Origin of the sequence: Pseudoalteromonas maricaloris, assembly GCF_024746855.1 — a bacterium.
GTDB classification, from domain to species: Bacteria; Pseudomonadota; Gammaproteobacteria; order Enterobacterales; family Alteromonadaceae; genus Pseudoalteromonas; species Pseudoalteromonas maricaloris.
In genome coordinates, this window is the sequence record NZ_CP024625.1 from 3,081,037 (window position 1) to 3,105,102 (window position 24,066).

17 protein-coding genes are annotated in these 24,066 nt (G+C 43.4%); 8 read left to right on the forward strand and 9 right to left on the reverse strand.

Going from position 1 to position 24,066, the window contains the following annotated elements:
• Nucleotides 1-42: 42 nt before the first annotated feature.
• The 5 genes from glyA to CTT31_RS13655 all read right to left on the reverse strand — a co-directional run bounded on the left by glyA (nt 43) and on the right by CTT31_RS13655 (nt 6,804).
• Nucleotides 43-1,299, reverse strand: coding sequence for a serine hydroxymethyltransferase (gene glyA, locus CTT31_RS13635; protein ID WP_010372111.1), 1,257 nt, complete (start codon nt 1,297-1,299; stop codon nt 43-45).
• A gap of 257 nt (nt 1,300-1,556) precedes the next feature.
• Nucleotides 1,557-2,840, reverse strand: a complete 1,284-nt coding sequence (thrC, locus tag CTT31_RS13640) for a threonine synthase (protein ID WP_039493699.1) — start codon at nt 2,838-2,840, stop codon at nt 1,557-1,559.
• Nucleotides 2,840-3,778, reverse strand: coding sequence for a homoserine kinase (gene thrB / locus CTT31_RS13645; RefSeq protein ID WP_039493701.1), 939 nt, complete (start codon nt 3,776-3,778; stop codon nt 2,840-2,842). The genes thrC and thrB overlap by 1 nt, the downstream gene beginning before the upstream one ends.
• Before the next feature lie 5 nt (nt 3,779-3,783).
• Nucleotides 3,784-6,198 carry a bifunctional aspartate kinase/homoserine dehydrogenase I gene (thrA, locus tag CTT31_RS13650; protein ID WP_260492408.1) on the reverse strand — a complete coding sequence of 805 codons (2,415 nt, stop codon included), beginning with the start codon at nt 6,196-6,198 and terminating at the stop codon, nt 3,784-3,786.
• 240 nt (nt 6,199-6,438) lie between these two features.
• A complete protein-coding gene (locus CTT31_RS13655) occupies nt 6,439-6,804 on the reverse strand; it encodes a response regulator (RefSeq protein ID WP_069022959.1) in 366 nt (121 codons plus the stop codon).
• A gap of 198 nt (nt 6,805-7,002) precedes the next feature.
• Between CTT31_RS13655 and CTT31_RS13660 the strand changes: the two genes are divergently transcribed.
• Together CTT31_RS13660 and rdgC are read left to right on the forward strand one after the other, a co-directional pair.
• Nucleotides 7,003-8,763: a sensor histidine kinase gene (locus CTT31_RS13660; RefSeq protein WP_010606127.1), complete on the forward strand. Its 1,761-nt coding sequence runs from the start codon at nt 7,003-7,005 to the stop codon at nt 8,761-8,763.
• Between the two features lie 157 nt (nt 8,764-8,920).
• Nucleotides 8,921-9,835 carry a recombination-associated protein RdgC gene (rdgC, locus tag CTT31_RS13665; RefSeq protein ID WP_010606126.1) on the forward strand — a complete coding sequence of 305 codons (915 nt, stop codon included), beginning with the start codon at nt 8,921-8,923 and terminating at the stop codon, nt 9,833-9,835.
• Between the two features lie 79 nt (nt 9,836-9,914).
• Here the strand turns inward: rdgC and CTT31_RS13670 are convergent, their stop codons facing one another.
• Entirely contained in the window at nt 9,915-11,912 is a 1,998-nt protein-coding gene (locus tag CTT31_RS13670) for a winged helix-turn-helix domain-containing protein (protein WP_260491441.1), read from the reverse strand.
• Nucleotides 11,913-12,084: 172 nt separating this feature from the next.
• Between CTT31_RS13670 and CTT31_RS13675 the strand changes: the two genes are divergently transcribed.
• Nucleotides 12,085-13,929: a serine hydrolase domain-containing protein gene (locus CTT31_RS13675; protein WP_260491442.1), complete on the forward strand. Its 1,845-nt coding sequence runs from the start codon at nt 12,085-12,087 to the stop codon at nt 13,927-13,929.
• A 100-nt stretch (nt 13,930-14,029) separates the two neighbouring features.
• Complete coding sequence (locus CTT31_RS13680; protein ID WP_211858342.1) at nt 14,030-14,923, forward strand: EamA family transporter; 894 nt, start codon at nt 14,030-14,032, stop codon at nt 14,921-14,923.
• A gap of 75 nt (nt 14,924-14,998) precedes the next feature.
• On the opposite strand, the gene CTT31_RS13685 is transcribed toward CTT31_RS13680, so the two are convergent.
• A complete protein-coding gene (locus tag CTT31_RS13685; protein WP_017216375.1) occupies nt 14,999-15,838 on the reverse strand; it encodes an HDOD domain-containing protein in 840 nt (279 codons plus the stop codon).
• A gap of 393 nt (nt 15,839-16,231) precedes the next feature.
• Between CTT31_RS13685 and CTT31_RS13690 the strand changes: the two genes are divergently transcribed.
• Together CTT31_RS13690 and CTT31_RS13695 are read left to right on the forward strand one after the other, a co-directional pair.
• The gene (locus CTT31_RS13690; protein WP_260491443.1) at nt 16,232-17,932 is read left to right on the forward strand and encodes a dipeptidyl-peptidase 3 family protein; all 1,701 of its coding nucleotides are present in this window, start codon (nt 16,232-16,234) and stop codon (nt 17,930-17,932) included.
• A 169-nt stretch (nt 17,933-18,101) separates the two neighbouring features.
• The gene (locus CTT31_RS13695; protein WP_260491444.1) at nt 18,102-18,719 is read left to right on the forward strand and encodes a hypothetical protein; all 618 of its coding nucleotides are present in this window, start codon (nt 18,102-18,104) and stop codon (nt 18,717-18,719) included.
• A gap of 31 nt (nt 18,720-18,750) precedes the next feature.
• Here CTT31_RS13695 and CTT31_RS13700 read toward each other — a convergent pair whose 3' ends face one another.
• Complete coding sequence (locus CTT31_RS13700) at nt 18,751-19,203, reverse strand: hypothetical protein (protein WP_260491445.1); 453 nt, start codon at nt 19,201-19,203, stop codon at nt 18,751-18,753.
• A 147-nt stretch (nt 19,204-19,350) separates the two neighbouring features.
• Nucleotides 19,351-19,743 carry an HIT domain-containing protein gene (locus CTT31_RS13705; protein WP_260491446.1) on the reverse strand — a complete coding sequence of 131 codons (393 nt, stop codon included), beginning with the start codon at nt 19,741-19,743 and terminating at the stop codon, nt 19,351-19,353.
• Nucleotides 19,744-19,855: 112 nt separating this feature from the next.
• Between CTT31_RS13705 and CTT31_RS13710 the strand changes: the two genes are divergently transcribed.
• Together CTT31_RS13710 and CTT31_RS13715 are read left to right on the forward strand one after the other, a co-directional pair.
• On the forward strand, nt 19,856-22,087 hold the full coding sequence (locus CTT31_RS13710; protein WP_260491447.1) for a S9 family peptidase: 2,232 nt from the start codon (nt 19,856-19,858) through the stop codon (nt 22,085-22,087).
• 215 nt (nt 22,088-22,302) lie between these two features.
• A complete protein-coding gene (locus tag CTT31_RS13715) occupies nt 22,303-23,943 on the forward strand; it encodes a methyl-accepting chemotaxis protein (protein ID WP_211858349.1) in 1,641 nt (546 codons plus the stop codon).
• Nucleotides 23,944-24,066 lie beyond the last annotated feature (123 nt).

The window sequence follows — 24,066 nt, forward strand, 5'->3', positions numbered from 1 at the left end:
CGGCCTTAATCATAACAAAAAACTGCTTTTTTGTGAGCGAAATTATGCGTAAACAGGTAATTTAGCGCAAATTGCTTTTACTTTTTCTTTCACTTGTGCCTGTACAGACTCATCATTGATGTTGTCTAGTACGTCACAGATCCAGCCAGCAAGCTCTTTCGACTCAGCTTCTTTGAAGCCACGACGAGTGATCGCAGGAGAACCGATACGCAGACCAGAAGTAACGAACGGTGAACGTGGATCGTTTGGTACAGAGTTTTTGTTTACTGTGATGTTTGCACGGCCAAGCGCAGCATCTGCATCTTTACCTGTGATGTCTTTATCAATCAGGTCAAGTAGGAACAGGTGGTTTTCAGTTTTGCCAGAAACCACTTTGTAACCACGCTCCTGAAGTACCGCAACCATAGCTTGTGCATTTTTAACCACTTGCTCTTGGTATGACTTGAACTCTGGCTGTAGTGCTTCTTTGAACGCAACCGCTTTTGCAGCGATAACGTGACATAGAGGACCACCTTGACCGCCAGGGAATACCGCAGAGTTTAGCTTTTTGTAGATTTCTTCATCATCACAAGCAGAGATGATAAGACCACCACGAGGACCCGCTAGCGTTTTGTGCGTTGTTGTTGTTACAACGTGTGCATGAGGCACTGGGCTTGGGTAGATACCAGCGGCAACTAGACCTGCAACGTGCGCCATATCAACAAGTAGGTAAGCGCCTACTTTATCAGCGATTTCGCGGAACTTCGCCCAGTCAACGATCCCTGAATATGCAGAGAAACCACCGATGATCATTTTTGGCTTGTGCTCAAGTGCTAACGCTTCAACTTGCGCGTAATCGATTTCACCAGTTTCTTCGTTTAGACCGTACTGAATAGCATTGTACGTTTTACCAGAGAAGTTTACGTGTGAACCGTGCGTTAAGTGACCACCGTGAGCAAGGCTCATACCTAGCACAGTATCATGTGGCTGAAGTAGCGCTTGGAATACCGCCGCGTTTGCTTGTGAGCCTGCGTGAGGCTGAACGTTTGCGTAAGTCGAACCAAATAGCGCATTGGCGCGGTCAATCGCAAGTTGCTCAACCACGTCTACGTGCTCACAACCGCCGTAGTAACGCTTACCTGGGTAACCTTCAGCATACTTGTTTGTTAGCTGAGAACCCTGCGCTTCAAGTACACGTGGGCTACAGTAGTTCTCAGAAGCGATAAGCTCGATGTGCTCTTCTTGACGTGAAGTTTCTGCTTCAATCGCTGCAAATAGTTCTGGGTCAAAATCTGCAATATTCATGTTACGTTCTAACATGGTTTCTCCTAGGTAAACGTAAGGGTATTTTTAAAGACAATCTAGCATCACAAGATAACCAGTTTGCCTATGAAATCAGCATGGGCATATTTAAGCAGGGATTGAATTTATTTCACACCCCTATCGCGATGATATTTTTTTATTTAAACATTAATATTTTAAATAAGACAACCTAAGTTGCATTTGAAAAGCTAATATAGTCTTGAAATTGACCTTATCTGAGTGGGCGTTCTACCCACTCAGACAGGCTCTCTGATTTAGTTGAGTTTTGCTAACATTGCCGCCTTCAAAGCATCATAATCTGCACTAAGCGGCTCTGCCAAACATGGTTTTTGCAATGCATCGTTCAACGGTTTAGGCATATCAAGCTGCTGATTTAAAACACCTTCTACAGATTCTTTAAATTTCGCAGGATGCGCAGTGGCAAGGAAAATTCCGGTTTCATCCGCTTGAGAGTCCAGCGCTAATCCCTCGTAGGCTATCGCAGTGTGCGGCTCAGCCAAGTAACCTTTGTCATGTAATTCTTGCATTACCGCCTGAGTCCGCGCTTCTGACACCGAACGTGAATAAAAGTCATGTTTGTTAAAATCCCCTCTTTCTAACATGATTTCAACACGAGGCCAGTTATTAGGTTTACTCACGTCCATCGCATTAGAGAGTGACTCTAAAGTGTCGTTTGGTTGCCACTCACCCGAGGCAATGTAACGGGGCACAGTATCATTTTGGTTTGTCGTGGCACTTAACTTAGCAATAGGTAATCCAATCGCCGCCGCAATCATTGCTGCACAGACGTTGCCGAAGTTACCACTTGGCACTGAAACATGTACTTTATCACGCTGCGATTTAGGTAATTGCGCTAGCGCTTCAAAGTAATAACACACTTGTGCCACTAAACGACTGATGTTGATGGAGTTTGCCGAATTAAGACCAAGCTTTTGCTTTACTTCGTCATCAAGGAATGCAGACTTTACCATCGCTTGGCAGTCATCAAAGCTGCCATCTACAGCATAACAATGAATGTTTTTCCCAAGTGTTGTAAACAACTTTTGTTGGGCAAGCGAAATTTTGCCATGAGGATAAAGGATCACCACATCGACATTTTCTTTTTCGTAAAATGCATGGGCAACGGCGGCGCCCGTGTCACCACTTGTTGCGGTGAGGATAGTCACGCGCTCACCTTGATTAAACATGCTAATGCATTCCGCCATAAAGCGGCCGCCAAAGTCCTTAAACGCCAGTGTTGGTCCATGAAAAAGCTCTAAACAATGCTGATTTTTAGCAACTTCGACTAACTTAGCTGGGAAATTAAAGGCGCGTTTTACCATCGCATCGAGCGTATCTCGTGGTAGTTCATCGCCAATAAGGTGATGTAGTACCTTGGCACTACGCTCAGCAAAAGGTAATTCAAGTAGTGCATCAACATCCGCAATACGCTCAAATGTAGGAGGAAAAAAAACCCCTTGGTTACGACCTAAACCAATTTTTACCGCTTCAACAAATGAAACAACCTGATGTTCGTCTTTTAAATTCACTAATTTCATTACTTTTGATCCTTTAATTCTCTTGTGCCTTGCGCATCTAATCGGCAAATATGGCTAAAACCCGCTTCATTAATGTAATTTTGTTGCAACCATTGCTGCACTGCATTTGCCTGTTGCTCAGACTTACAAATAGCAAATAGTGTGGGCCCTGCCCCTGAAATACTCACCAGCTCGGCACCTAAAGCTGGTAGCGCGTCTTTTGCCTCACTAAAGCCAGCAATGAGTGGCGCTCTCGCTTCCTCGGCAATACTGTCTTTCATCATCGACAGTGCTTTATCAAATTGACCTGACTGCATCAATAAACAAAAGCCCGACAGTCGCTGGGCAAATTCCACCGTATGATGCAAAGAAAATTGCTGCGGTAGTGCTTGTCTTGCTTTCGCTGTATTCAATGCAAAGCCAGGATATGCAATAACATAAAACCAGCTTTCATCATGCGCAACGCTGATTGCTTTACTTGGAATGCAGTCCGCAGTCAGTTGTAGTCCACCAAGGTAGCATGGCGTGATGTTGTCGTAGTGACGACCACCACTGACCTTTGCTTCAAAGTCGGCCATCAATTCAATGAGCGCCTCTTGGCTTAATTGCGTATTGGCAAAATCATTGAGTGCAGCAAAAGCGGCAACCACAGAGCATGCACTTGAGCCTAAACCTGAACCAACAGGAAGGCCTTTATACAAAGTCATGGCAACCGCCGGCATGTTGGGTGCCACATGCTGTTTGAAGTGCTGTAAACACTGAAACGCCAAGTTGTCTTTAGGATCGGCGGAGAGCTTTTCGGCATATGGACCAATACAGTTGAACGTATCACGCTCTGCGGCTTCAACGCTGACCTGATCACCCAGTAAACTGCCATCAATAGGCTGGAGCGCGGCGCCAAGGGCATCAAAGCCAACACAAAAATTACCCATTGACGCTGGTGCATAAAACGTTTTCATAACTCCTACCTCGACAGCGTTTTTAGGATATCAGCAAATACGCCTGCAGAGGTTACCTCTGCGCCCGCGCCATAACCTCTGATCACAAAAGGCTTTGGTTGATAATATTGGCTCAAAATAGCCAGTGCGTTTTCACCATCGCGAATATCGTACAGAGCATGTTCTTTTTCTACCGCTTCAATGCCAACGCGGCATTTACCGTCAACAATTGAACCGACATAGCGTAGCACTTGGCCTTGTGCTTTGGCCGCCGCAATACGCGCTGCGAAAGCATCATCTAATTGCGGTAATTGCGCCATAAATTCATCAACACTGGCGCCCTCAGCAAACCCTTCAGGTAATACAGATTCAACTTCAATATCACTGAGCTCCAACGGCAGTCCCGATTCACGGGCAATGATAAGCAGCTTACGAGCGACATCCGTACCAGATAAGTCATCGCGCGGATCTGGCTCTGTAAAACCACTCTGTTTAGCTTTCTCTGTCGCTTCCGATAGCGATAAACCATCCGACAATACGCCAAAGATATACGAAAGCGAGCCAGACAAAATACCACTAAATGACAGCAATTCATCTCCTGCGCCAAACAGCAGTTTAAGGTTGTCTAATACAGGGAGTCCGGCGCCAACGTTAGTTTCGTATAGAAAGTGACGACGCTTAGCTAGTGCAGCCTGTTGTAGTGACTGATAATACTCATAGCTGCCGGTATTGGCTTTTTTATTAGCCGCAACGACATGAAAGCCCGCATTAAGAAAGTCTAAATAGCCATCGGCAACGAATTGAGCCGCACTACAATCGACAATCACAGGGTTAATCAAATGATTTTGTCTAACAAACTGGCTCACCTGTTGTAAATCAAAGCCCGACTCCGCTTTCTCAAGCGCCAGCTCCCAGTTATCAAACGGTACGCCTTCTGGGTCTAAGTAACACTTACTTGAGTTTGCAATGCCATAGAGATTCAAACGGATATTGCGTTTTTCAAGCCATACTTGCTGCTTATGAAACTGCTTCATTAATTCTTGACCCACTAGACCGCAGCCAATCAAGAAAACATCGATGGATGGCACGTGCGTGAAGAAGTTTTCGTGACACACTTTTACTGCATCTTGGCAAAGTTCACCGTCAACCACCGCCGAAATAGAACTCTCCGTTGAGTCCTGCGCGATGGCAACAATATTCACCTGAGCCTGCGCAAGTGACGCAAAGAATTTGGCCGCAAGACCTTTGTGCGCTTTCATGTTGTCGCCAACCAAAGTAACGATAGCAAGATTACGTTGCACTTCAATTGGGTCGATTAAACCTGCTTGCGTTTCAAGCTCAAATGCCTGCTCAAGCGCAGCCAGCGCAAGTGTTAAGTCTTGCTCATGGACACAGAAACTGATGCTGAATTCACAAGAAGATTGCGTAATAAGTACGATGGATACGTTATCTGCTGCCAGTGCAGAAAAGACCCGAGCAGCCATGCCAACCTTGCCTTTCATTCCAGGTCCTGCCACGGTCAGCATAGCCAGTTTATCAAGACTCGAAAGCGCTTTTACTGGAGCCTCGCCACCGCCTTGAGCACAAATCAGTGAACCTGGCACTTCTGGGTCATGAGTATTTTTAATTTCACAAGGCACATCTGCTTTGGCGCAAGGTAAGATTGTTTTTGGGTGCAGCACTTTAGCGCCAAAATAAGATAGCTCCATGGCTTCTTTATAAGATAGCACGTCGACCTTAGTCGCTTTCTTTATCAGGCGAGGATCTGCACTGTAGACGCCATCAACGTCAGTCCAGATTTGGCAGATTTCGGCTTCAAGACACGCAGCAGCGACAGCCGCAGAGTAGTCAGAACCATTGCGACCAAGTGTTGTTAGCTCGCCCGCTTCATTGCTTCCCGTAAAGCCCGCCATGATATAAAAACGCGACGCTTGGGCACGTACTAATTCTGCAAAACATAGCTTACTTAGCTTAAGGTCAACCTCGGCATCAAGATACCCGCCCTGCGTTTTTACACAAGCGTCAGCATTGAGTGCCACTGAATCTGATTGCAGCATAGTGTCCATCAGCGCAACGCTAATGCGTTCACCAAAACTAATAACATAGGCTCTTGCTTGATCTGGGCAATGTCCCAGTAACTTGGCTCCATCTAATTTATTCTTAAGTAATTCAAAGTCAGGCCAGCCTACAACACCACCGTACACCGCTTGTACTTCATCGTATAAGCCTTGGCTGCGGGAAGTAAACGACTGCCACTGGGAGTCAAACGCTTCTCCTCGTCCCGCCAAATCAGCAAGCTCAACGAGCTGATCTGTCATGCCACCGGGAGCCGACAGCACGATAAGCGCTTGTTGTTGGCCATGGTCTTTAACTAGCTCTCTGACTCTTTGTAAACAGGCAAAATCTTTGAGGGAAGACCCTCCAAACTTTAGTACTCGCATCATTTTTCCTCATTCCAAAAATAAAAAAGGCCTGTGTTCTTAGTGAACACAGGCCTTTTTCAAACTCGCACTGACCTATGCCACTATCCCGTTAGGATGGTGGTTGTAATAATGGTCGTAGTGATAATATTCGTTTTCATAATTTTAGAGTGCCTGAAGTTTAGCCGCGCTGTCAATACGAAAGAGCAAAATAGATTATGCAAATTTTTAATAGTGACATTTGTAATTTGCATAGATAAGTTATCGGATACCAAACTGGTGCAGTAATTCTAATAACTGCTCTGCTTTAACCGGTTTTTCTAAAAACCCTAACGCCCCCAAATTTGCTACTCTTTCTTTCATCTTGGCCTGAACATCTGCCGAAATAACCACCACGAAACATTCAATTCGGTGTGCTTTGATTGCCTCTAACACAGCAATCCCATCAAGTATTGGCATGGTTAAATCCAGACACAATAAATCTATTTGCTGAGTTTTCAGTAAATCAATCGCCTGCTGGCCATTCTGTGCTTGGTGCAAGGTCAGGTCTAATTTGCTCTGTAAGTTTTTAATGACTTGTTTACGGGCGACAGCCGAATCATCGCAAACTAAGACGGAATAACTCATAAAGTGGTCAGTCTTGTACTATCGTTAATAAAACGGTCACTGGATATCGCTATCTTATAACACATTAAACTTTCCTAAGTAAGGCGCCAAAAAGCATAATTAATGAAGATAATTATTTATTTTTAACCATTTATTGGCTAACTTTAAAAACAGATTATACAAAGGCGATGAACTTACCGTAGGAGCTCAGCTTAATTCATGCTGCAAAAAAGCCTCTCAAAAAAATTGCTCACCAATGTGCTGTCGGTTTACTTCCTTCTAACCTTTGTCGTCACATGTGGTCAAATCGTTGCTGAATACGTCAATACCAAAGACTATATTCGCAATGAACTTACCATGCTGCAAAAAACCTTTAGCCGCAGTTTGACCCGTGCCATTTGGGAACTCAATACGAAGCAGACCGTTACTACCGCTGAGGGGCTACTTGCGATCCCCATGATCGAAGGAATTATTGTACGTGATGACAGCGGTGAGATTATTTCACAGCTTGGCCGCTCACTAGATATCCACGAGCTGTATAGCCAACAGCTTGTTCAAGAAGAAGCAATAATCGAAGATACGCCCTCTGGTTTATTTGGTTATACATTTCCGTTGATTTTTGAATTTTCGGGACGTGCAACACAAGTCGGTGATGTAACATTGTTTTCTAGCCGAGAAGTCGTCTTTAGTCGCATTATGATTTCTATCTACTTTTTGATAGGTAATGCGATGATCAAGACGACTTTCTTGATTATTCTATTTTTAATTGCCTTCAGAAAGCTACTTACCGAGCCATTAAGCGACCTCACCGAGCAAATTGAAGACTTTGAGGTCGACAACGTTGATGGCCATAAAATAGATATCGGCGCAAAAGAGCGCAATGAACTAAAGATCATGGAAGAGGCATTCAATAAGCTAATTGATAAGGTCTCTGAATATCGTAAAAAACTCGACCAAACTCAAAAAGAGCTGCTGATCAGCAATGAAAAGCTCGACCAACATAATATTCAGTTGGAACAAGAAGTCGCACGTAAAACTTCAAACCTGAGCCAAGCGATGATGGATCTTCAGCAACAAAAATATGAATTAGAAAAACAGAAGTTAACGCTCACAGAAGAGATTGATTTAAGAAAACAAACAGAAGAAGAATTACTAACGAAACAAAAAGAACTTGAGAAATACGTAGATGAGCTGAATATGGCTCAAGAGCGCCTAGTGGGCTCTGAAAAAATGGCGGCACTTGGTGGTCTCGTTGCCGGTATTACGCACGATATTAATACCCCCGTTGGTATCGGCGTGACAGCAACGTCGTTCTTGCAGGAACGTTTAGATCAGCTTGAGGCGGCGTACAACGGAAAAACCTTATCACCAAAAGCGTTAGAAGAATTTATTAGTGAAGCAAAGCAAAGTGCTAGCCTACTTACCACCAATTTAGACCGCGCATCGGAGCTTGTCGCAAGCTTTAAACAAATTGCAGTCGATCAGGCCAGTGAAGCGGTTCGCACCATTAACCTGAAGCAATACCTCGGTGAAGTGATCCGCTCATTACATCCAAAATTGAAGAAAACTCATCATCAAGTAAATATTGAGTGCCCTGAAGACATGACGCTAAATTTACCAGCTGGGGCAATTAGCCAAATATTCACTAACCTTATCATGAACTCTTTGATCCATGGTTTTGAAAATCAAGACCAAGGACAAATAGATATTAAGATTAAAGAAGACAATGGTATGGTAAATATCGTCTACAAAGACAACGGTAAGGGCGTAAGTAAGGCCCAACTAGACCGTTTGTTTGACCCCTTCTTTACGACCAAACGCGATCAAGGTGGCAGTGGGCTTGGTACCCATATTACCTTAAACCTCGTAAAACAAACCTTGAATGGGGATATCGAAGTAAATAGTGAAGAAGGCAAAGGCCTCACCTACTACATCAGTTTCCCAAAAGACTTACAAAAACCAATGGCGATGTTTAGCTAACCAAGTTTAGAACAAAACAACCGTCCAATACGTCAGGCTGCAAAGTGGCGTATTGGCGCAAGATATCTCCCCGACCATCAAACATCATCTAGTGGAATACAAGCTGTGACCTTTTTGCTATGATGACCGCAATTTTATTCCAGACGGGCATATTTCTATGTGGTTCAGTAACTTAATCTGCTACAAATTCAAACAAGATGTAACTTACGCACAAGAAGATTTCGAAAAAGCACTCGAGCAGGATATTTTTCGTCCTTGTGGTAGCCAAGACATGACCACTTTTGGCTGGACAAAAGCTTTTGGCAAACATGGCCAAATGCTTTCTCATTTTTCTCAAGACAGTATCTTGGTTTGTGCTAAGCGTGAAGAAAAGGTGCTTCCTGCAGCCGTAGTCAATGAAATGGTCGCCGAAAAAATTGAGCAAATAGAGCAACAAGAAAATCGTCCAGTAAAGAAAAAAGAAAAAGACGATATTAAAGAAAATATCCTAGCCACTTTATTGCCTCAAGCGTTCAAAAAATCGAGCCTGCAATTTGCTTTTATCGACCAAAAATCAGGTTGGGTGATTGTAAATAGTGCCAGCTTCAATAAAGCGGAAGAACTACTTGCACTACTGCGTAAGTCTCTGGGCACGCTTCCTGTTGTACCTGCGTTTGCAAACTATGATTTAGACTTACAGCTAACACACTGGCTCACCGAGTTTAGTGCACCTGAAGGCTTTGCAATAGGCACCGACGCTGAGTTGCAAGAGCCAGACGACAACGGCGCTCAGGTAAAGTTAAAACAACATGACCTTTCATCAGACGAAATCAAAACGCACCTAGAAAACGGTAAACGTGTGACTAAACTCGCGTTAGATTGGCGTGAGCGCGTGAAGTTCGTTTTACAAAACGATGGCACATTAAAACGTTTAAGCTATGCAGAAGCACTTAAAGACCAAAATGCAGATATTCCTAAAGAAGATCTAGCCGTTAAACTTGATGCCGACTTTATTTTGGTATCGGAAGAAATCAAAGAGTTGTTAGAAGATCTAACCAAAGGTCTTGGTGACGACGAAGGCCTAGAGTCTTAATTTTAGTATCTATAGCCTGTTGAGCTTTGGGTGCGAAAAATTGATAGCGGATATGGCTATCAATTTTTCTTTATCCAGCTCAATACGCTATCTTCACAAGGTCGCTTTGCGCCAATAACGAGCGGACTGCCAGCATAACCTCTGCGTCAGCAGACAAATCAAAGTTTAATCTATACCTATTTTTGGCAAGAAATTGTGTTTCAATGGCACCTGTGTATACATTAACCCTTTCTAAATAAGCCAAGTTTTCTTTTCGGGTCGTGTAATACAACCACTCACCTCTCATTAACCAGCGGTTTGAACTCGCACTTTGTAGCGTAGTCAAAAAGCGCTTTTTGCCATCTTTTTGATACCAAACTTGCAGTGCATCATCGAGCAACAGCGTCTCTGATGAGCTGACCTTTATCTTGGCAAAATGGTCAACTTCTTCCCTTATGGTAGTTTGAGTATCGAGTTCATAGCGATAGATAACAGGTGAACCATGCTCTAGTCTTGCGTAATGCAAGTGATCAAGGTTTGATGCCCAAACAGGTGTTGAAACTTGTTCTAGTGATGTGGTGAGAAACTCAATTGCATCTTTTTCAAGGTCGAATACAAATAATCTTCCATCGACAATACCTGCCAGCTTTCTGCCCTCAGTATCCAATTGCAGCGCGCTAAAATCACTGTCTCTGGGAAATGTATGTAGTACCCTACTCATCTGTCTATCAGCAGCAATAAGCTCAGTCCTGCCATACTGTTTTGTCACGAAGTAAGTTTTGTCGCTCACCTTATCCATAATCGGGAAGTCTTGTGCGCCAAGCTGCGTGTGAAAGCCAAAGTGAGAGACTGAATTTTCGGAAAATGGGTTAGCCAGATATTGCAAATCTAGGTAATTTCCATTGTGCTGTCGAGCATAAAAGCAGTGCTTGCCGCAGCCATAGAAAACGTCGTTCAGATAGGGGATATCAAGCTCTATGGTGTGTAGCTCATACACGGAGAGATCATACTGGGCAAAATCGGAGTGAAAGCTTGAAAGTAGGATACTTTCGTCATCTCGTTGCCAAACCAAACGATTAAATGCTTTTGGCAACAGGGCGATATGACTCAACTCACCACTAGCAAGGTGCTGGATCAACAGCTCATGGCTTTGACTGTCGCTATTTCGAAGCACCGCGAGCCAGCGCCCGTTATGAGATTCGCGAGCAAAGTAATCGCCGCCACCATTTCCACCTGGTGAGGTAATATTTTGTAGTGTTTGATTATCTATTCGATAATACCAAATCCCTTGCGGTGTTAACGGCTTTTTGGCGTCACTTAAATACAACCCCTGACCATTCGCGCGCCACGATTGCAAATACCGTTGCGAAGAGACTGCTTGTGGTAAGGTGTCATAGTTCGTCAGCCCTGTTTGTGGCGAATAGTCCGCGATTACAATGTCTGAAGTTGTGGCCGTACTTCTCGTAAACGCAATTTTGCTACCATCATAGGAAAAGTATGCATTGGCAAAATTAGCCTCACCAAAAGTAAGCTGAGTAATTTCGCCGCTTTCTAACGATTTAGTGTAAAGCTGAAGATAATCATCTTTCTCGGCTCGATGGGAGTAAAGTAAATGATTTAGCTTGCTGTTAAATGAAGGGCTAACCTCTGAGCCAGCAACCTTTGTGAGTGCTTCAAGCTTTGGTTCGATGACTGTTTCACCGGAAAAAAGATAAAATAAAACCAATAAAATCAATGCGACTATAGAAAGTAACCGATAGCGGAGGTGGATCGAAGGCGTCGCTTTAGAAGGTAAAACAGAAACTTCAGCAATCAGTATGTAACCCTTCAATGGCAATGTTCGAACATAACGAGCTTCCTTTGCGCTATCTCCTAGCGCTCGACGTAATTTCTTGATTACCGCACGAAAAGCATCGTCGGTGATGATGCGATTAGGCCAAAGTAAATGGATGATTTGCTCTTTAGTTACCAACTGTCTAGGATTTTCGACAAATAGCTTCAGCAACTCATTAATCTGCGGCTCAAGCTTTTTAACTTGGCCCTGATGACCAAGCTCTGCTCGTTGATAATCAAAAACAAATTCCCCGACTTTGTACATACGACTCCACTGTAACCAGTTTTTATTTTTTTATAGCAAAATTAGCGTCTTGTGTCGCCTGACTTAATGTGACTTTTGTCTAAAACCGCAAATGTCACATTAAATCCATTGCCTAGTTTTCTTCCCTAAAACAAGCTACACAGCAAAATTAAAACTATTAATAAGGAAAACCATGTTAGTCCGTTTAGCCTATTTATTTTTGTTCATTTGGCTTGCTATCAGTAAAGTACAAGCTGCAACTACAACATCTCTTCAGCAGCAATTGGATAAAGTAAGAGAAATGACTTCCGTGCCAGGTATTGCAGTCGGTATTGTTGAAGCTGGACAACCAACTCTCGTGATTACTTCTGGCTATGCCGATATTGAGAACAGACGTCCTGTTACGGCAAAGACCCAGTTTCGATTTGGCTCGATTGCCAAAATGCTGGTCGCGATGTCAGTGATGAAACTTGTTGAACAGGGAACACTTTCTCTCAATGACCGTTTGATAGATATTGCCCCTGAAGTTGAATTTACTAATCCTTGGTCGGCAGAATACCCGCTTAGGGTAAAGCATTTACTCAATCACTCTACAGGTTGGGACGGGATGCATTTTGCTGAAAATGTCAAAGTGGCTGAGCAACCCATCTCAATATCTCAGGCACTTAATATTCACCCAGACAGTAGAATTTCTCGTTGGCCACCGGGCAGCCGCACCGCATACAATAACAATGGCGCGCTCATTGCGGCCTATTTGGTGGAGAAAAAATCGGGGCTTCCGTTTGAGCAGTTTATTGAGCAGCAGTTCTTCAAGCCTCTAGCAATGAATGATAGTGGCTATTTTTACACTGACACTTATCGTACCAATGCCGCAACTTTATATCTTGGCAATAAACCTTTGCCTTATGAACACCTCAATAATCGCGCAGCTGGAGGCCTCAACAGTAGTGTCTCAGACATGTCAAACTTGTTGCGATTTTTGCTTGAGCAAGGTGAAAGTAATAACCAGCAGCTCCTCTCTCAACAATCGTTCAAAGAGATACAAACCCCAAGTGGAACACTCCCCACCAGCGCAGGTATTGAGCTGACCTTTGGGCAAGGGGTTAATTTATTTCACCACAATGGCGTCATACTTTATGGTCATGAAGGTAGCATACGCGGAGGCTCTGCAATACTCGTCTATCAGCCTCAACTAGGGAAAGGCTACGTTATTGCAGTCAATGGTGAAGGCGCTGCCACGGCGAAAATCCATCAAATTTTGGCTGAGTTTATTACTCAAGATACAGCACAACCAAATATAACTTCAGAACACTTCTCTGCCACACAACAAGCGATGTCAGGTTTTTATCGCCTGATCAATCCGTCTGCAAGTTTGGTTGCCCCTTTTGTCTCATTGCTCCCTTGGAAGCTCACCGTACGTGATGATAAAGCACATATCCATGCTTTACTTGGCATGCCACCACGACCGCTAAGTAATGCGGGTAATGGATTGTTTGCACAGTGGAGTACAGGAAAAGTTGTGCTTGCACAGACTCAAGATCCGCTTGCCGGAGAAGTATTACAGTATGGTCCCATGACGCTAAAGCGTACTTCTGGCTTTATGGCGATTTTTCCCATTTTCATCGTGCTATTTTGGTTACTGTTAAGCTTTATGACCATTGTGCTGTTATTGACTAGGTTAATAAGAAAGAGCTTAAAGAAAGCTCCTCCTTCTTTGGCTAGTAGTAAGCTCACTTGGTGTAGCATCCACACCATAGCCAGTGTGATAATGGCACTTATCTTGATTGTAATTGCAAAAAACAGCTCTCAATTAACCCCTTTAGTGGCGAAACCTAGTTGGCTTTCTATTGCTCTATTCCTTACTACTATCTGGTATTTACTAGTATCAATTTGGCATCTTTTTGTGTGGAGAAAAACTAAACGCACTCAAGTGCGAGCGTATAGTTACTGGCTCGCGACTTTATTTGCACTAACCAACGCATTTGTCGCGCTTTATTTACTCTTCAATGGCATGATAGGAATTCGGCTTTGGCAGTAACGCTTTGCTAACCTGAATTTCAGGCATCGAAGACAGTTTACGCCGGTAGTCCCGATACCCGAAAACGGTAACTCGTACAATTAAACGGAGTTTGACGCGCGTGAATGTAAAAAGCATTTCATTGGCTTTGATGGTAGTGATCATTTGGGGGCTTAACTTTTCGGTCATTAAATTTGGCCTAGCAGAGTTGCCTCCTATTTTATTCTCAGGCTTGCGTTTTTTGGTAGTCGCGATCCCTGCAGTATTCTTCATTCCTTTTCCTAACACATCGGTATGGAACGTGCTCGGGGTTGGGCTATTTTTAGGTGTGCTTAAGTTTAGCTTGCTGTTTATTGCGATGGAGTCAAACGCATCAGCCGGCATTGCTTCTTTGCTGCTACAAGCCCAAGTCATTTTCACGGTTTTGCTAAGTGTTTTGTTGTTAAAGGAAACCATGGATCGCTTTCAAGTGGTGGGGATTAGCATCGCAACGTTTGGCTTTAGTTTGTTTTTTATCAACTCCTCTGGGTCAACGACAATATTGGGCGCGGTGCTCATTCTATTCGCGGCATTATTTTGGTCGTTTTCAAATCTCATTATGAAGCGCCTGCAAGACGTTAATTTACTCCACTTTATTGTTTGGGTAAGCCTAGTGCCGCCATTGCCACTTTTTACACTGTCTTATTTTATTGAAACTGATGCCCCATTGACCTTACTACTAAACACTACAACACAGTCTTGGCTATCCATTGCCTATGTAGGTTATATCTCGACACTAATTGCATTCGCAATATGGGGTTGGCTACTTAAAAATCACAAGGCCGCGGCAGTGACGCCTTTTGCTTTATTAATCCCTATTGTCGGCATTGTAGGTTCAGCACTATTACTCAATGAGCAATTGATGCTAATGGAAGCCGTTGGGGGTGGTTTTATTTTATGTGGCTTAACGATTTCAGTTACAGGTGCTCGGATAAGCAGAATAGTTAGAAAGCCTCGGGCCGAGGCTATACCCTAAACGATAAAGACCTCAACAGAGGTCTTTATATTCACGGCAAACAAAAGCGCTGAAACCGCGTATTGAGTACAGGGATTAAGCAAACATTGTTTTAACGTCTTCGAGTACATTCAAATAAGTGTCATCAGCAAACATATTCACCTCTCTTATTACCCCTTTTTCTTCATACTGTTTTAGCGCTGCAGACTTATCCGACACCTGCAAAATACCTTCTACAATTGCACCAACACGAATAAAGTCGACATAACAAACATGTTCAGGCCGATAATTTGGATTTGCCCAGCTTTCTGCGACTTCAACAAACTCATCGGTGAATTCCCACTCTCGCATTATTGCCCCCCCAATTTTGCCGCCTAATTTCTGGATGGCATGAGCCAAAAAGCTTGGATTGGCAAACACTTCGGGGTGACGTTCAGCCTCTGTCAAAATCGGTAAAACACCGATATTAAACACCAAAGAAGCCAAAGTGATTGTATCTTTGTTAAGCGACGTATGCTTATTGACGCGAAGATAAAAATCCATCGTTGTTATCGCTTGGCAAGCAACTTTTAGCGTTTTCTGCCAAGCTTTGTCCATGTAAGTTTTAATAAGCTTGTTATTAGAAACAAATAGCTGCTCCATCGCCATTGCAGTCGCTATATTCTTGATTTGTCTGAGACCGATACGAGTTACCGCTTGGTTTAAGGTGTTTACCTTCACCGAACGGCCCATAAAAGCGCTGTTGGCAACTTTGATCATACGTGCTGCAAGGGCCGGGTCATGAGAAATTACGTCAGCCATCTGCATCAAGTTAATTTCAGGGTCATCTGCCGCTTGCCTAACCCGCACTGCAATCTCAGGTAATGTCGGCAATACCAAGGTGTCGTTATTAATTCTGTCAGTTAGAATCGTGAGCAAAGCATTTTCTGTAGACATGAAACCAAATCCCTTAATAACTGAATAATAGACCTGACTACAAGCGTATGCTTATGGTAAAAGTAAGTACTTGCTTGCTGGAGGTCACACTGCTGATTTTTAGTATCTATGACGTAAGTATTGTCTAACTTTCGGATAAAGTTAAGAAAATCTAAAAAAATAATATTTTATTTATATACCCTCAATAATTAGCAAGTTAGAATTCATAGCATACGGTGTATTGTGGCAAACTTTGCCGCAAAAATACTGAAAATGACCCACAGCTGGACACAAATGATGACCTTTCACGTTAACAGCGGCTTGCATACCACATGCTAATCTAAGTTAACTAAGTATTGTGATACAAAATCGTGTAAGGTGATCACCACAGAATTAAGACAACAAGGGAGCATTATGAAACACTCAATGATTTCGGTTGCAATCGCGCTTGCAACAGGTCTCACCCTAACTGGCTGCTCTGAGCCATCAACCTCAACTGAGAAAACTAGTGCACAAACTGAGCAAGCACAAGTTGATACTAAACAATCAGGCTATAAGCTCGTTAATGCATCTCAAGATCGGCTAGATATTTATACCCCAGTAACGCTAGAAACAGACTTAAGTCACTTAAACGATAACCAGAAAAAGATGTTAGCTTTACTCATCGATGCTTCGGTTATTATGGATGATTTATTTTGGCAACAAGCGTTCGGCGAAGACAAAGCAACATTCCTAAGCAAAATCTCAGACGAAAAAGTACGCCAATTCGCGGACATTAACTATGGACCTTGGGATCGTTTAAATGGCGACCAAGTTTTTCTTTCTGGCTTTGAAGAAAAAGCACTGGGTGCAGAATTTTACCCAAGCGACATTACCAAAGACGAGCTAAATAACGCCGAAGTAAAAGATAAAACAGGATTGTATTCTGTTATCCGCCGCGATGAAAACGGCAAGCTATACAGCACTTCTTACTCATCCGCGTATAAAGCTGAATTGGATAAAGCCGCAGAGCTTTTACGCCAAGCAAGTAAACTGGCACAAGACAAAGAGTTTGCAAACTACTTAAACTTGCGTGCAGATGCGTTAGTCAATAATAGCTACCAAGCGTCTGATTTTGCTTGGATGGACATGAAGAATAACCCGATTGATGTGGTGATTGGCCCAATTGAAACCTATGAAGACCAGCTATTTGGCTATCGCGCCGCTTTTGAATCTTACGTTCTAGTGAAAGACTTGGCGTGGAGTGAGCGTCTCGCTAAGTTTGCCGCTTTTTTACCTGAGCTACAAACTGGCTTGCCAGTTGATGATAAATACAAGCAAGAAGTGCCAGGCTCTGACGCCGACCTAAACGCATATGACGTCATTTATTATGCAGGCCACTCAAACGCGGGTAGTAAAACCATTGCGATTAACCTGCCAAATGACGAAGAGGTGCAACTCCAAAAAGGCACGCGTCGCCTACAGCTTAAAAACGCTATGCGCGCAAAATTCGATAAGATCTTAGTACCGATCGCTGATCAACTTATCGTCCAGGAGCAACGTAAACACATCACCTTTGATGCTTTCTTTGCTAATACCATGTTCCATGAGGTGGCCCATGGTCTAGGCATTAAAAATACCATTACAGGTAAAGGCACTGTGCGCCAATCACTGCAAGAACACGCCAGTGCACTTGAAGAAGGTAAAGCCGATATTCTAGGCCTATACATGGTTGAGCAACTACTTAAAAAAGGCGAGATCACCGAAGGTACGCTTGAGGATTACTACATCACCTTTATGGCTGGTATCTTCCGCTCAGTACGTTTTGGCGCATCCAGTGCACATGGTAAAGCGAACATGATCCGCTTTAACTTCTTTAAAGAAGAAGGCGCATTTTCTAAAAACACGGACGGTCTATATCAAGTGAATATGGAGAAGATGGGCGCAGCGATGAAGAAACTGTCTAACCTTATCCTAACGCTACAAGGTGACGGCGACTATCAAAAAGTCGATCAACTGATCGCCACGCACGGCGATATCAAAGCAGAACTACAAAAAGACCTAGATAAGCTTTCAAAAGCGAACATTCCTGTTGATGTTACCTTTAAGCAAGGTAAGCAGGTGCTAGGACTCTAGTATGAATTAGAACACCATGCCATAGTGACTGAAGCGACAAGCTAAACGCCTATGGCATGACTTACTCCATTACACTGCAAGTTAAATAAAAATCGCGACATCACCTAAAGTAAACTAGGAACAAGGCCGATAGAAAACAAACATTGTGTTAAAACAAAAAGGAGTTTTTATGACAATGAACTTTCGCATCCATTCTGCATCACTGATTATGACATCCGCAAAGTCTGCTGCTACGCAAGTGAAAGCACCATCAGAAGCTGCCCCCCTTACGGGAGGTGAAGTACAACAACCGTCTGACAAACCAATGACTGTCGCGGCATATACTGGTGACACACTTAATAGCTCACCATACAGTGCGTTACTTAATCCCGATGGCTTCGACTTTGATAACATGTCTATTAACGAATTTACCGATATTGTCGATGCAATTCGAACTTTAGAATCGGATATGGCTCGCGCTAGCGGATATTCGGGTAGCTTGCGTGACACTTTTTGGGATGATGTGATGGGCGTTAAAGGAGCACTAGATAATACTGACTTTTCTGAGCTTGACTACAGTGCTGATGATAAGATAAAGATCAGCGATTTTTTTGCCGAAAGTGTAGAGAGAACCGCCAAGATGGAGCAAGAAAATTATCGCGCATTTCATGGTTCACATGGCATCGCCCAGCAAAAGCAACAAACAGTAGCCAAAATCACTTCAGAATCTTTCCTTAAAGAGTATCAGGAAAAAGCGGTAGCATTTTTAAAAACTCAAGAAACTCAATTGATTGATACGCAGGCTTAAGTGGCCTGCGCAATATTGAGCACCTATTGAATTAATTCTCTCGGTATTCGTAACGTACACCACCACGTGTACCTGTACCACCGCCATTATTTCTCAACGTAAGTGTATAGTTGCCTCTTGGTAAGTATCGACCAATGTGGGTTCCCGAATCAATTTCATCCGTGCCTCTGTACAGAATTAACTCCATATCATGGCCGTCATAGTTTTTCTCTATGGTGAAGAAGTAAGAGTTGCAGCTAATACTAGCGCTAGAAAAGCGAGTTAGGGTAACTTCTTGGCCCACTTTAGCACTCTTATATCTGGTGTACTTATAAGTCTCACAGCGTCCTCGATTAGCCCCCTGCTCACCCATCTCCATATTTTCTGCACTTATCACGGCCCCTTGTTGCGAGCTTAACTCACCTTCCGAGATAGCATAAGACATAGCTGAAGCGCCAACCAAAGAAGCAAGCGCAATTGATTTAAATAGATTGGTAACTTTCATAATATTCCTTTGTTTTAGAAGTTATTCTTATTTAGCTTGAGCTGGAAAAGAGAGGAAGCTATCATTTAACATTTCAACTAAAATCCCTTTTACAGAAACAAGCTCAATAAAACTTTAATCGAGCCTCGTCCCTAATACAATACTAATCTATTCAAAGTTTGTTTTTATTTTTGCAATTTCTTTATCTTCATAAGGTTTTGCAGAAAAAAGCCCCCAAACCGGTTTCGGCCATGCAATATCGGTTTTAAATCGTGCGATGTGATGCACATGTAGTTGCGGCACCATATTACCAAGTGCAGCCACATTTAATTTATCTGGGGTAAAGGTGTCTTGTAACAAACGACTGAGCTTGGCCGATTCTTGCCAAAATTGAACTTGCTGCGACTCAGGTAAATCAATAATTTCTTTCGCGCCCACAACCCTAGGTACTAAGATAAACCAAGGGTATTGTGAGTCATTCATTAACAATACGCTACACAGCGGCCACTCGGTAATTAAGATACAGTCTCGTTGTAATTCTTTAGCTAATTCAAATGACATAGTGAAGTTCTTTAAATCCTATTTACTCGGCACTCTATCCGAATTTGTTGCTATTGCAAAGCGGCTTCATTACCATCCGATCAGACTTTAAAAATATAACAAGGTGGCTACCGTGCACTCTCGCATTAAACACTACACCATCGCTCTTCCATTAGCACTTGCCTCTGTCACCGCTAGCGCAGAGCAACTAACGCTAGAGCGACTTTTTGACGACCCGTCTCTTTCAGGTAAAGCGCCTGTAAAACTGCAATTTTCTCCTGACGGTTCTCGTGTTACTTATCTTCAAGGTAAAAATGAAGACTATAACCGTTACGACCTTTGGGAATACAATCTAAAAGACAATACCAACCGCTTGTTGGTAGATTCTGCGGCGCTATTTTCTGGCCCAGAGAACCTCTCAGATGAAGAAAAAGCACGACGTGAGCGTCAACGTATTTTTGGCCGTGGTATTTTAGAATATAAATGGTCAAAAGATGGCAAAGCGCTACTTTTCCCACTCAATGGCGACTTGTACTACTATGAAATCGTTTCTGGTAAGAGCAAGAAACTAACGGAAACGGAAGCATTCGAAACCGACGCTCGCTTCTCGCCAAAAGGCAATTTTGTATCTTTTATTCGTGAGCAAAACCTCTATGCCATTGATCTTAAATCGGGTAAAGAAACGCAATTAACTAAAGACGGCGGTGGCGTAATTAAAAACGGCATGGCCGAGTTCGTTGCTCAAGAAGAGATGAGCCGCATGACGGGTTACTGGTGGTCGGGTGATGAGCAACAAATCGCCTTCACACGCATTGATGAAAGCCCAGTTCAAGAAGCCATTCGTAACGAAATCTATGCCGAAGAGGTCAAGCTATTCAACCAACGATACCCATACACCGGGACTGCTAACGTTGAGATTGAATTAGGTGTTGTAAAGATCAATGACCAAAAGGTGGATTGGATTGATCTAGGCGAAGATAAAGACATTTACATCGCCCGTGCAAACTGGTTGAAAGACAACAAAACATTGTCATATCAGTGGCAAAATCGCTCACAGCAAAAACTGGAACTGCGTTTTTACGATACTAAAAGCAAAAAGCAGCAAGTCGCCCTAACCGAAACCAGTGATACTTGGATTAACCTACACTTTGACCTTGAATTCTTAAAGGATAAAAAGCATTTCGTTTGGGCATCTGAGCGCGATGGCTTTAAGCACCTTTACCTGTACAGAACCAATGGCCAACTTGTGCGCCAAATCACTAAAGGCGATTGGATTGTTGAAAGCCTTCAGGGCATTGATGAGAAAAAAGGTATCGTATACTTCTCCGGCCGCAAAGACACGCCGCTTGAAAGCCACCTATACAGCGTACCACTTTTTAAAGATGGCGATGCAAAACGTATTACCGAAAAAGGCAGCTATCACAGTGTTGTACTGGCGAAAGATAACCGTACCTTTATCGATAAAAGCTCTTCTGTAAACCGTCCACCAGCCGTTGCGCTACGCAAAGTGAATGGTGACTTTGTGACTTGGCTTGAAGAAAATGCGCTGAATAACGAACATCCGTTAACGCCTTATTTGAGCAATCTAGCCACGCCAGAATATGGCACGCTTAAAGCGGAAGATGGTCAAACCATGTATTACCGCTTATTTAAGCCAGCAAAGCTTGAAAACGGTAAGAAATATCCGGTTATTGTGAACGTGTATGGCGGACCTCATGCACAACGCGTGACCAACAGCTGGCGTAGCAAAAACCTGTATTTCCAGTATCTTGCCCAGCAAGGCTATGTGATTTTCCAATTAGATAACCGAGGTTCATACAACCGTGGTAAAAAGTTTGAAGATCCAATCTACAAGCACTTAGGTGTAGTGGAAGTGGCTGACCAAATTAAAGGCGTTGAGTTCTTACGTACGCTAGAGTACGTCGACCCTGAGCGTATTGGTATTTATGGTCACAGCTATGGTGGTTATATGGCGCTGATGACAATGTTTAAAGCAGGCGACTACTTTAAAGCTGGTGTCTCTGGTGCGCCAGTAACCGATTGGGCTCTATATGACACGCATTACACTGAGCGTTACCTAGGTCACCCAGATACAAATGCCAAGGGCTATGAGCAAAGCGCGGTGTTCCCTTATGCTGATGGACTAAAAGGCCCGCTGATGATTTATCACGGTATGGCGGACGATAACGTACTATTTACCCATGCAACGAAACTATTTAAGCAGTTGCAGGACGAGGTTAAGCCATTTGAAATGATGACTTATCCAGGCTCGAAGCACAGCTTACGTGGCAAAAAAGTACAAACCCACTTGCATCAAACCATTACTGACTTCTTTAATCGTCATTTTGACGTTGAAGCTAAGTAAACACTTAATAGCGCCTAGCTTCCTATGAGCTGGCGCTTCTTCTTTTCTCTACATTTAGTTCTAGTCCATTGGTCTAATTGTTTATTCTTCTAGACTAAGAAAAACTGAAATTATTGTTCTATCTCAAGTTATTACTACTAAGATTAATTAGTATGAATTGATGAGGCGTTCGCGCCTGCTTCTCTCAATAATAAAAACGACATAAGGATTGCGTTATGTCCAAACAGTTTTTTCGAAATCTCACCATTTTCCAGCGCCTCGCGTTACTTATCATTGTCGTTATTATCGGCGTTATCCTTCAAAGCGCAGTAAGCTTATCGCAACAGTATGATGCACTCGAAAAGCAGCAATATCATAAAACTCAAAACCTTGTTGAAAATGCCTATAGTTTGGTGGCTTACTTTCATCAACAATATGTATCTGGGAAACTCCCAGAGGCGCAAGCGAAATCCGCAGCCCTTGATGCCGTTGCCGCTTTACGATACGAAGGTAACAATTACTTCTGGATCAACGACTATCAACCTAAAATGGTGATGCACCCATTTAAAAGCGAGCTCAACGGCAAAGATCTCAGCCAATCAAAAGATCCCACCGGCAAGCGCTTATTCGTTGAAATGGTACAAGTGGCAGAAAAAAGTGGTGCGGGATTTGTTCCCTACCTTTGGCCAAAGCCCGGTAAAGAAGCTCCTGTCGAAAAAATATCTTACGTCAAAGCGTTTACACCTTGGGGCTGGATCATCGGCTCCGGTGTGTACCTCGACACTATCGAAGCTGAGTTTGCACACATTCGAAATTTGCTATTACTTGAGATGGCGGTGCTTATTATTTTGCTATTCCCATTTAGTGCAATCATAGGTAAGAGCATCATCACCCCCATTCAACAAGCCAAAGACATGATGAAAGATATCGCTCAAGGCGAAGGCGATTTGACTCGACAACTCGACGAAAGCGGTAAAGATGAGATAACCGCGCTTGCCAAATACTTTAACTTGTATACTGAGAAGATGCGTCATTCCATCGCGACAGTGGCCCATAACGCTAAAGAAGTTGAAACACTGGCTAATCAGGTAAAAGCGGCTGGCGAAGAAAACTTGGCATTTATTGAGTCGCAAAATGACAATAGCCGCCAAGTCGCCACGGCTGCCGAACAAATGACCATGCAAGTTCGTGAGATCAGTAGCAATGCAGACACTGCAGAGCATTCCGCCGCAGACGCACGCAATTACAGTGAAAAAGGCAAACAAACTATTTCTCAAACCATCGCCGCCATTAAAAAACTGTCGGAGCAAATTCAATCTGTGAGCGTGACCACAACGAGCCTTGCGCAAGAGAGTCAACATATAGGATCGGTGCTCGATGTTATTCGAGGTATTGCGGAGCAAACTAATTTACTTGCATTAAACGCGGCAATAGAAGCCGCTCGAGCAGGTGAACAAGGACGAGGCTTTGCTGTTGTTGCAGATGAAGTACGCACCCTTGCAAGTCGTACGGGCCAAAGCACAGATGAAATCCACAACATGATCGAGCGACTGCAAAAAGAAGCGCAGCAGGCCGTAGCAGCAGTTAAAATTAGCCAACAAATCTCGGAGCAAACGGTTGAACAAGTACAGCTTGCCGATAACGCATTAACCGAAATTGAGCGCCTTATTGACGCTATCTCGGATATGAGTACCCACATCGCCAAAGCCACCGACGAGCAAAGTCTTGCAGCACAAGAAGTTAATGAACGGATCGCTCAGCTTTCTGACTCCACCCATCACTCTTTGGATACCACACATTCACTCAACAACACCAGTGAGCAACTGACAAGGGCAAGTCACGAATTGAGTGACATAGTTAACCGCTTTAGAGTATGATATCCACCCTGCGGAGCACCTGTCAGTGCTCTGCTTCTTGCCCAGTAGATGATTGATATTCCTTATCTTGTCGATAAAAATAATCCGTGAGCGTCTAAGCTATTTTACCGCTATATTGCCAAT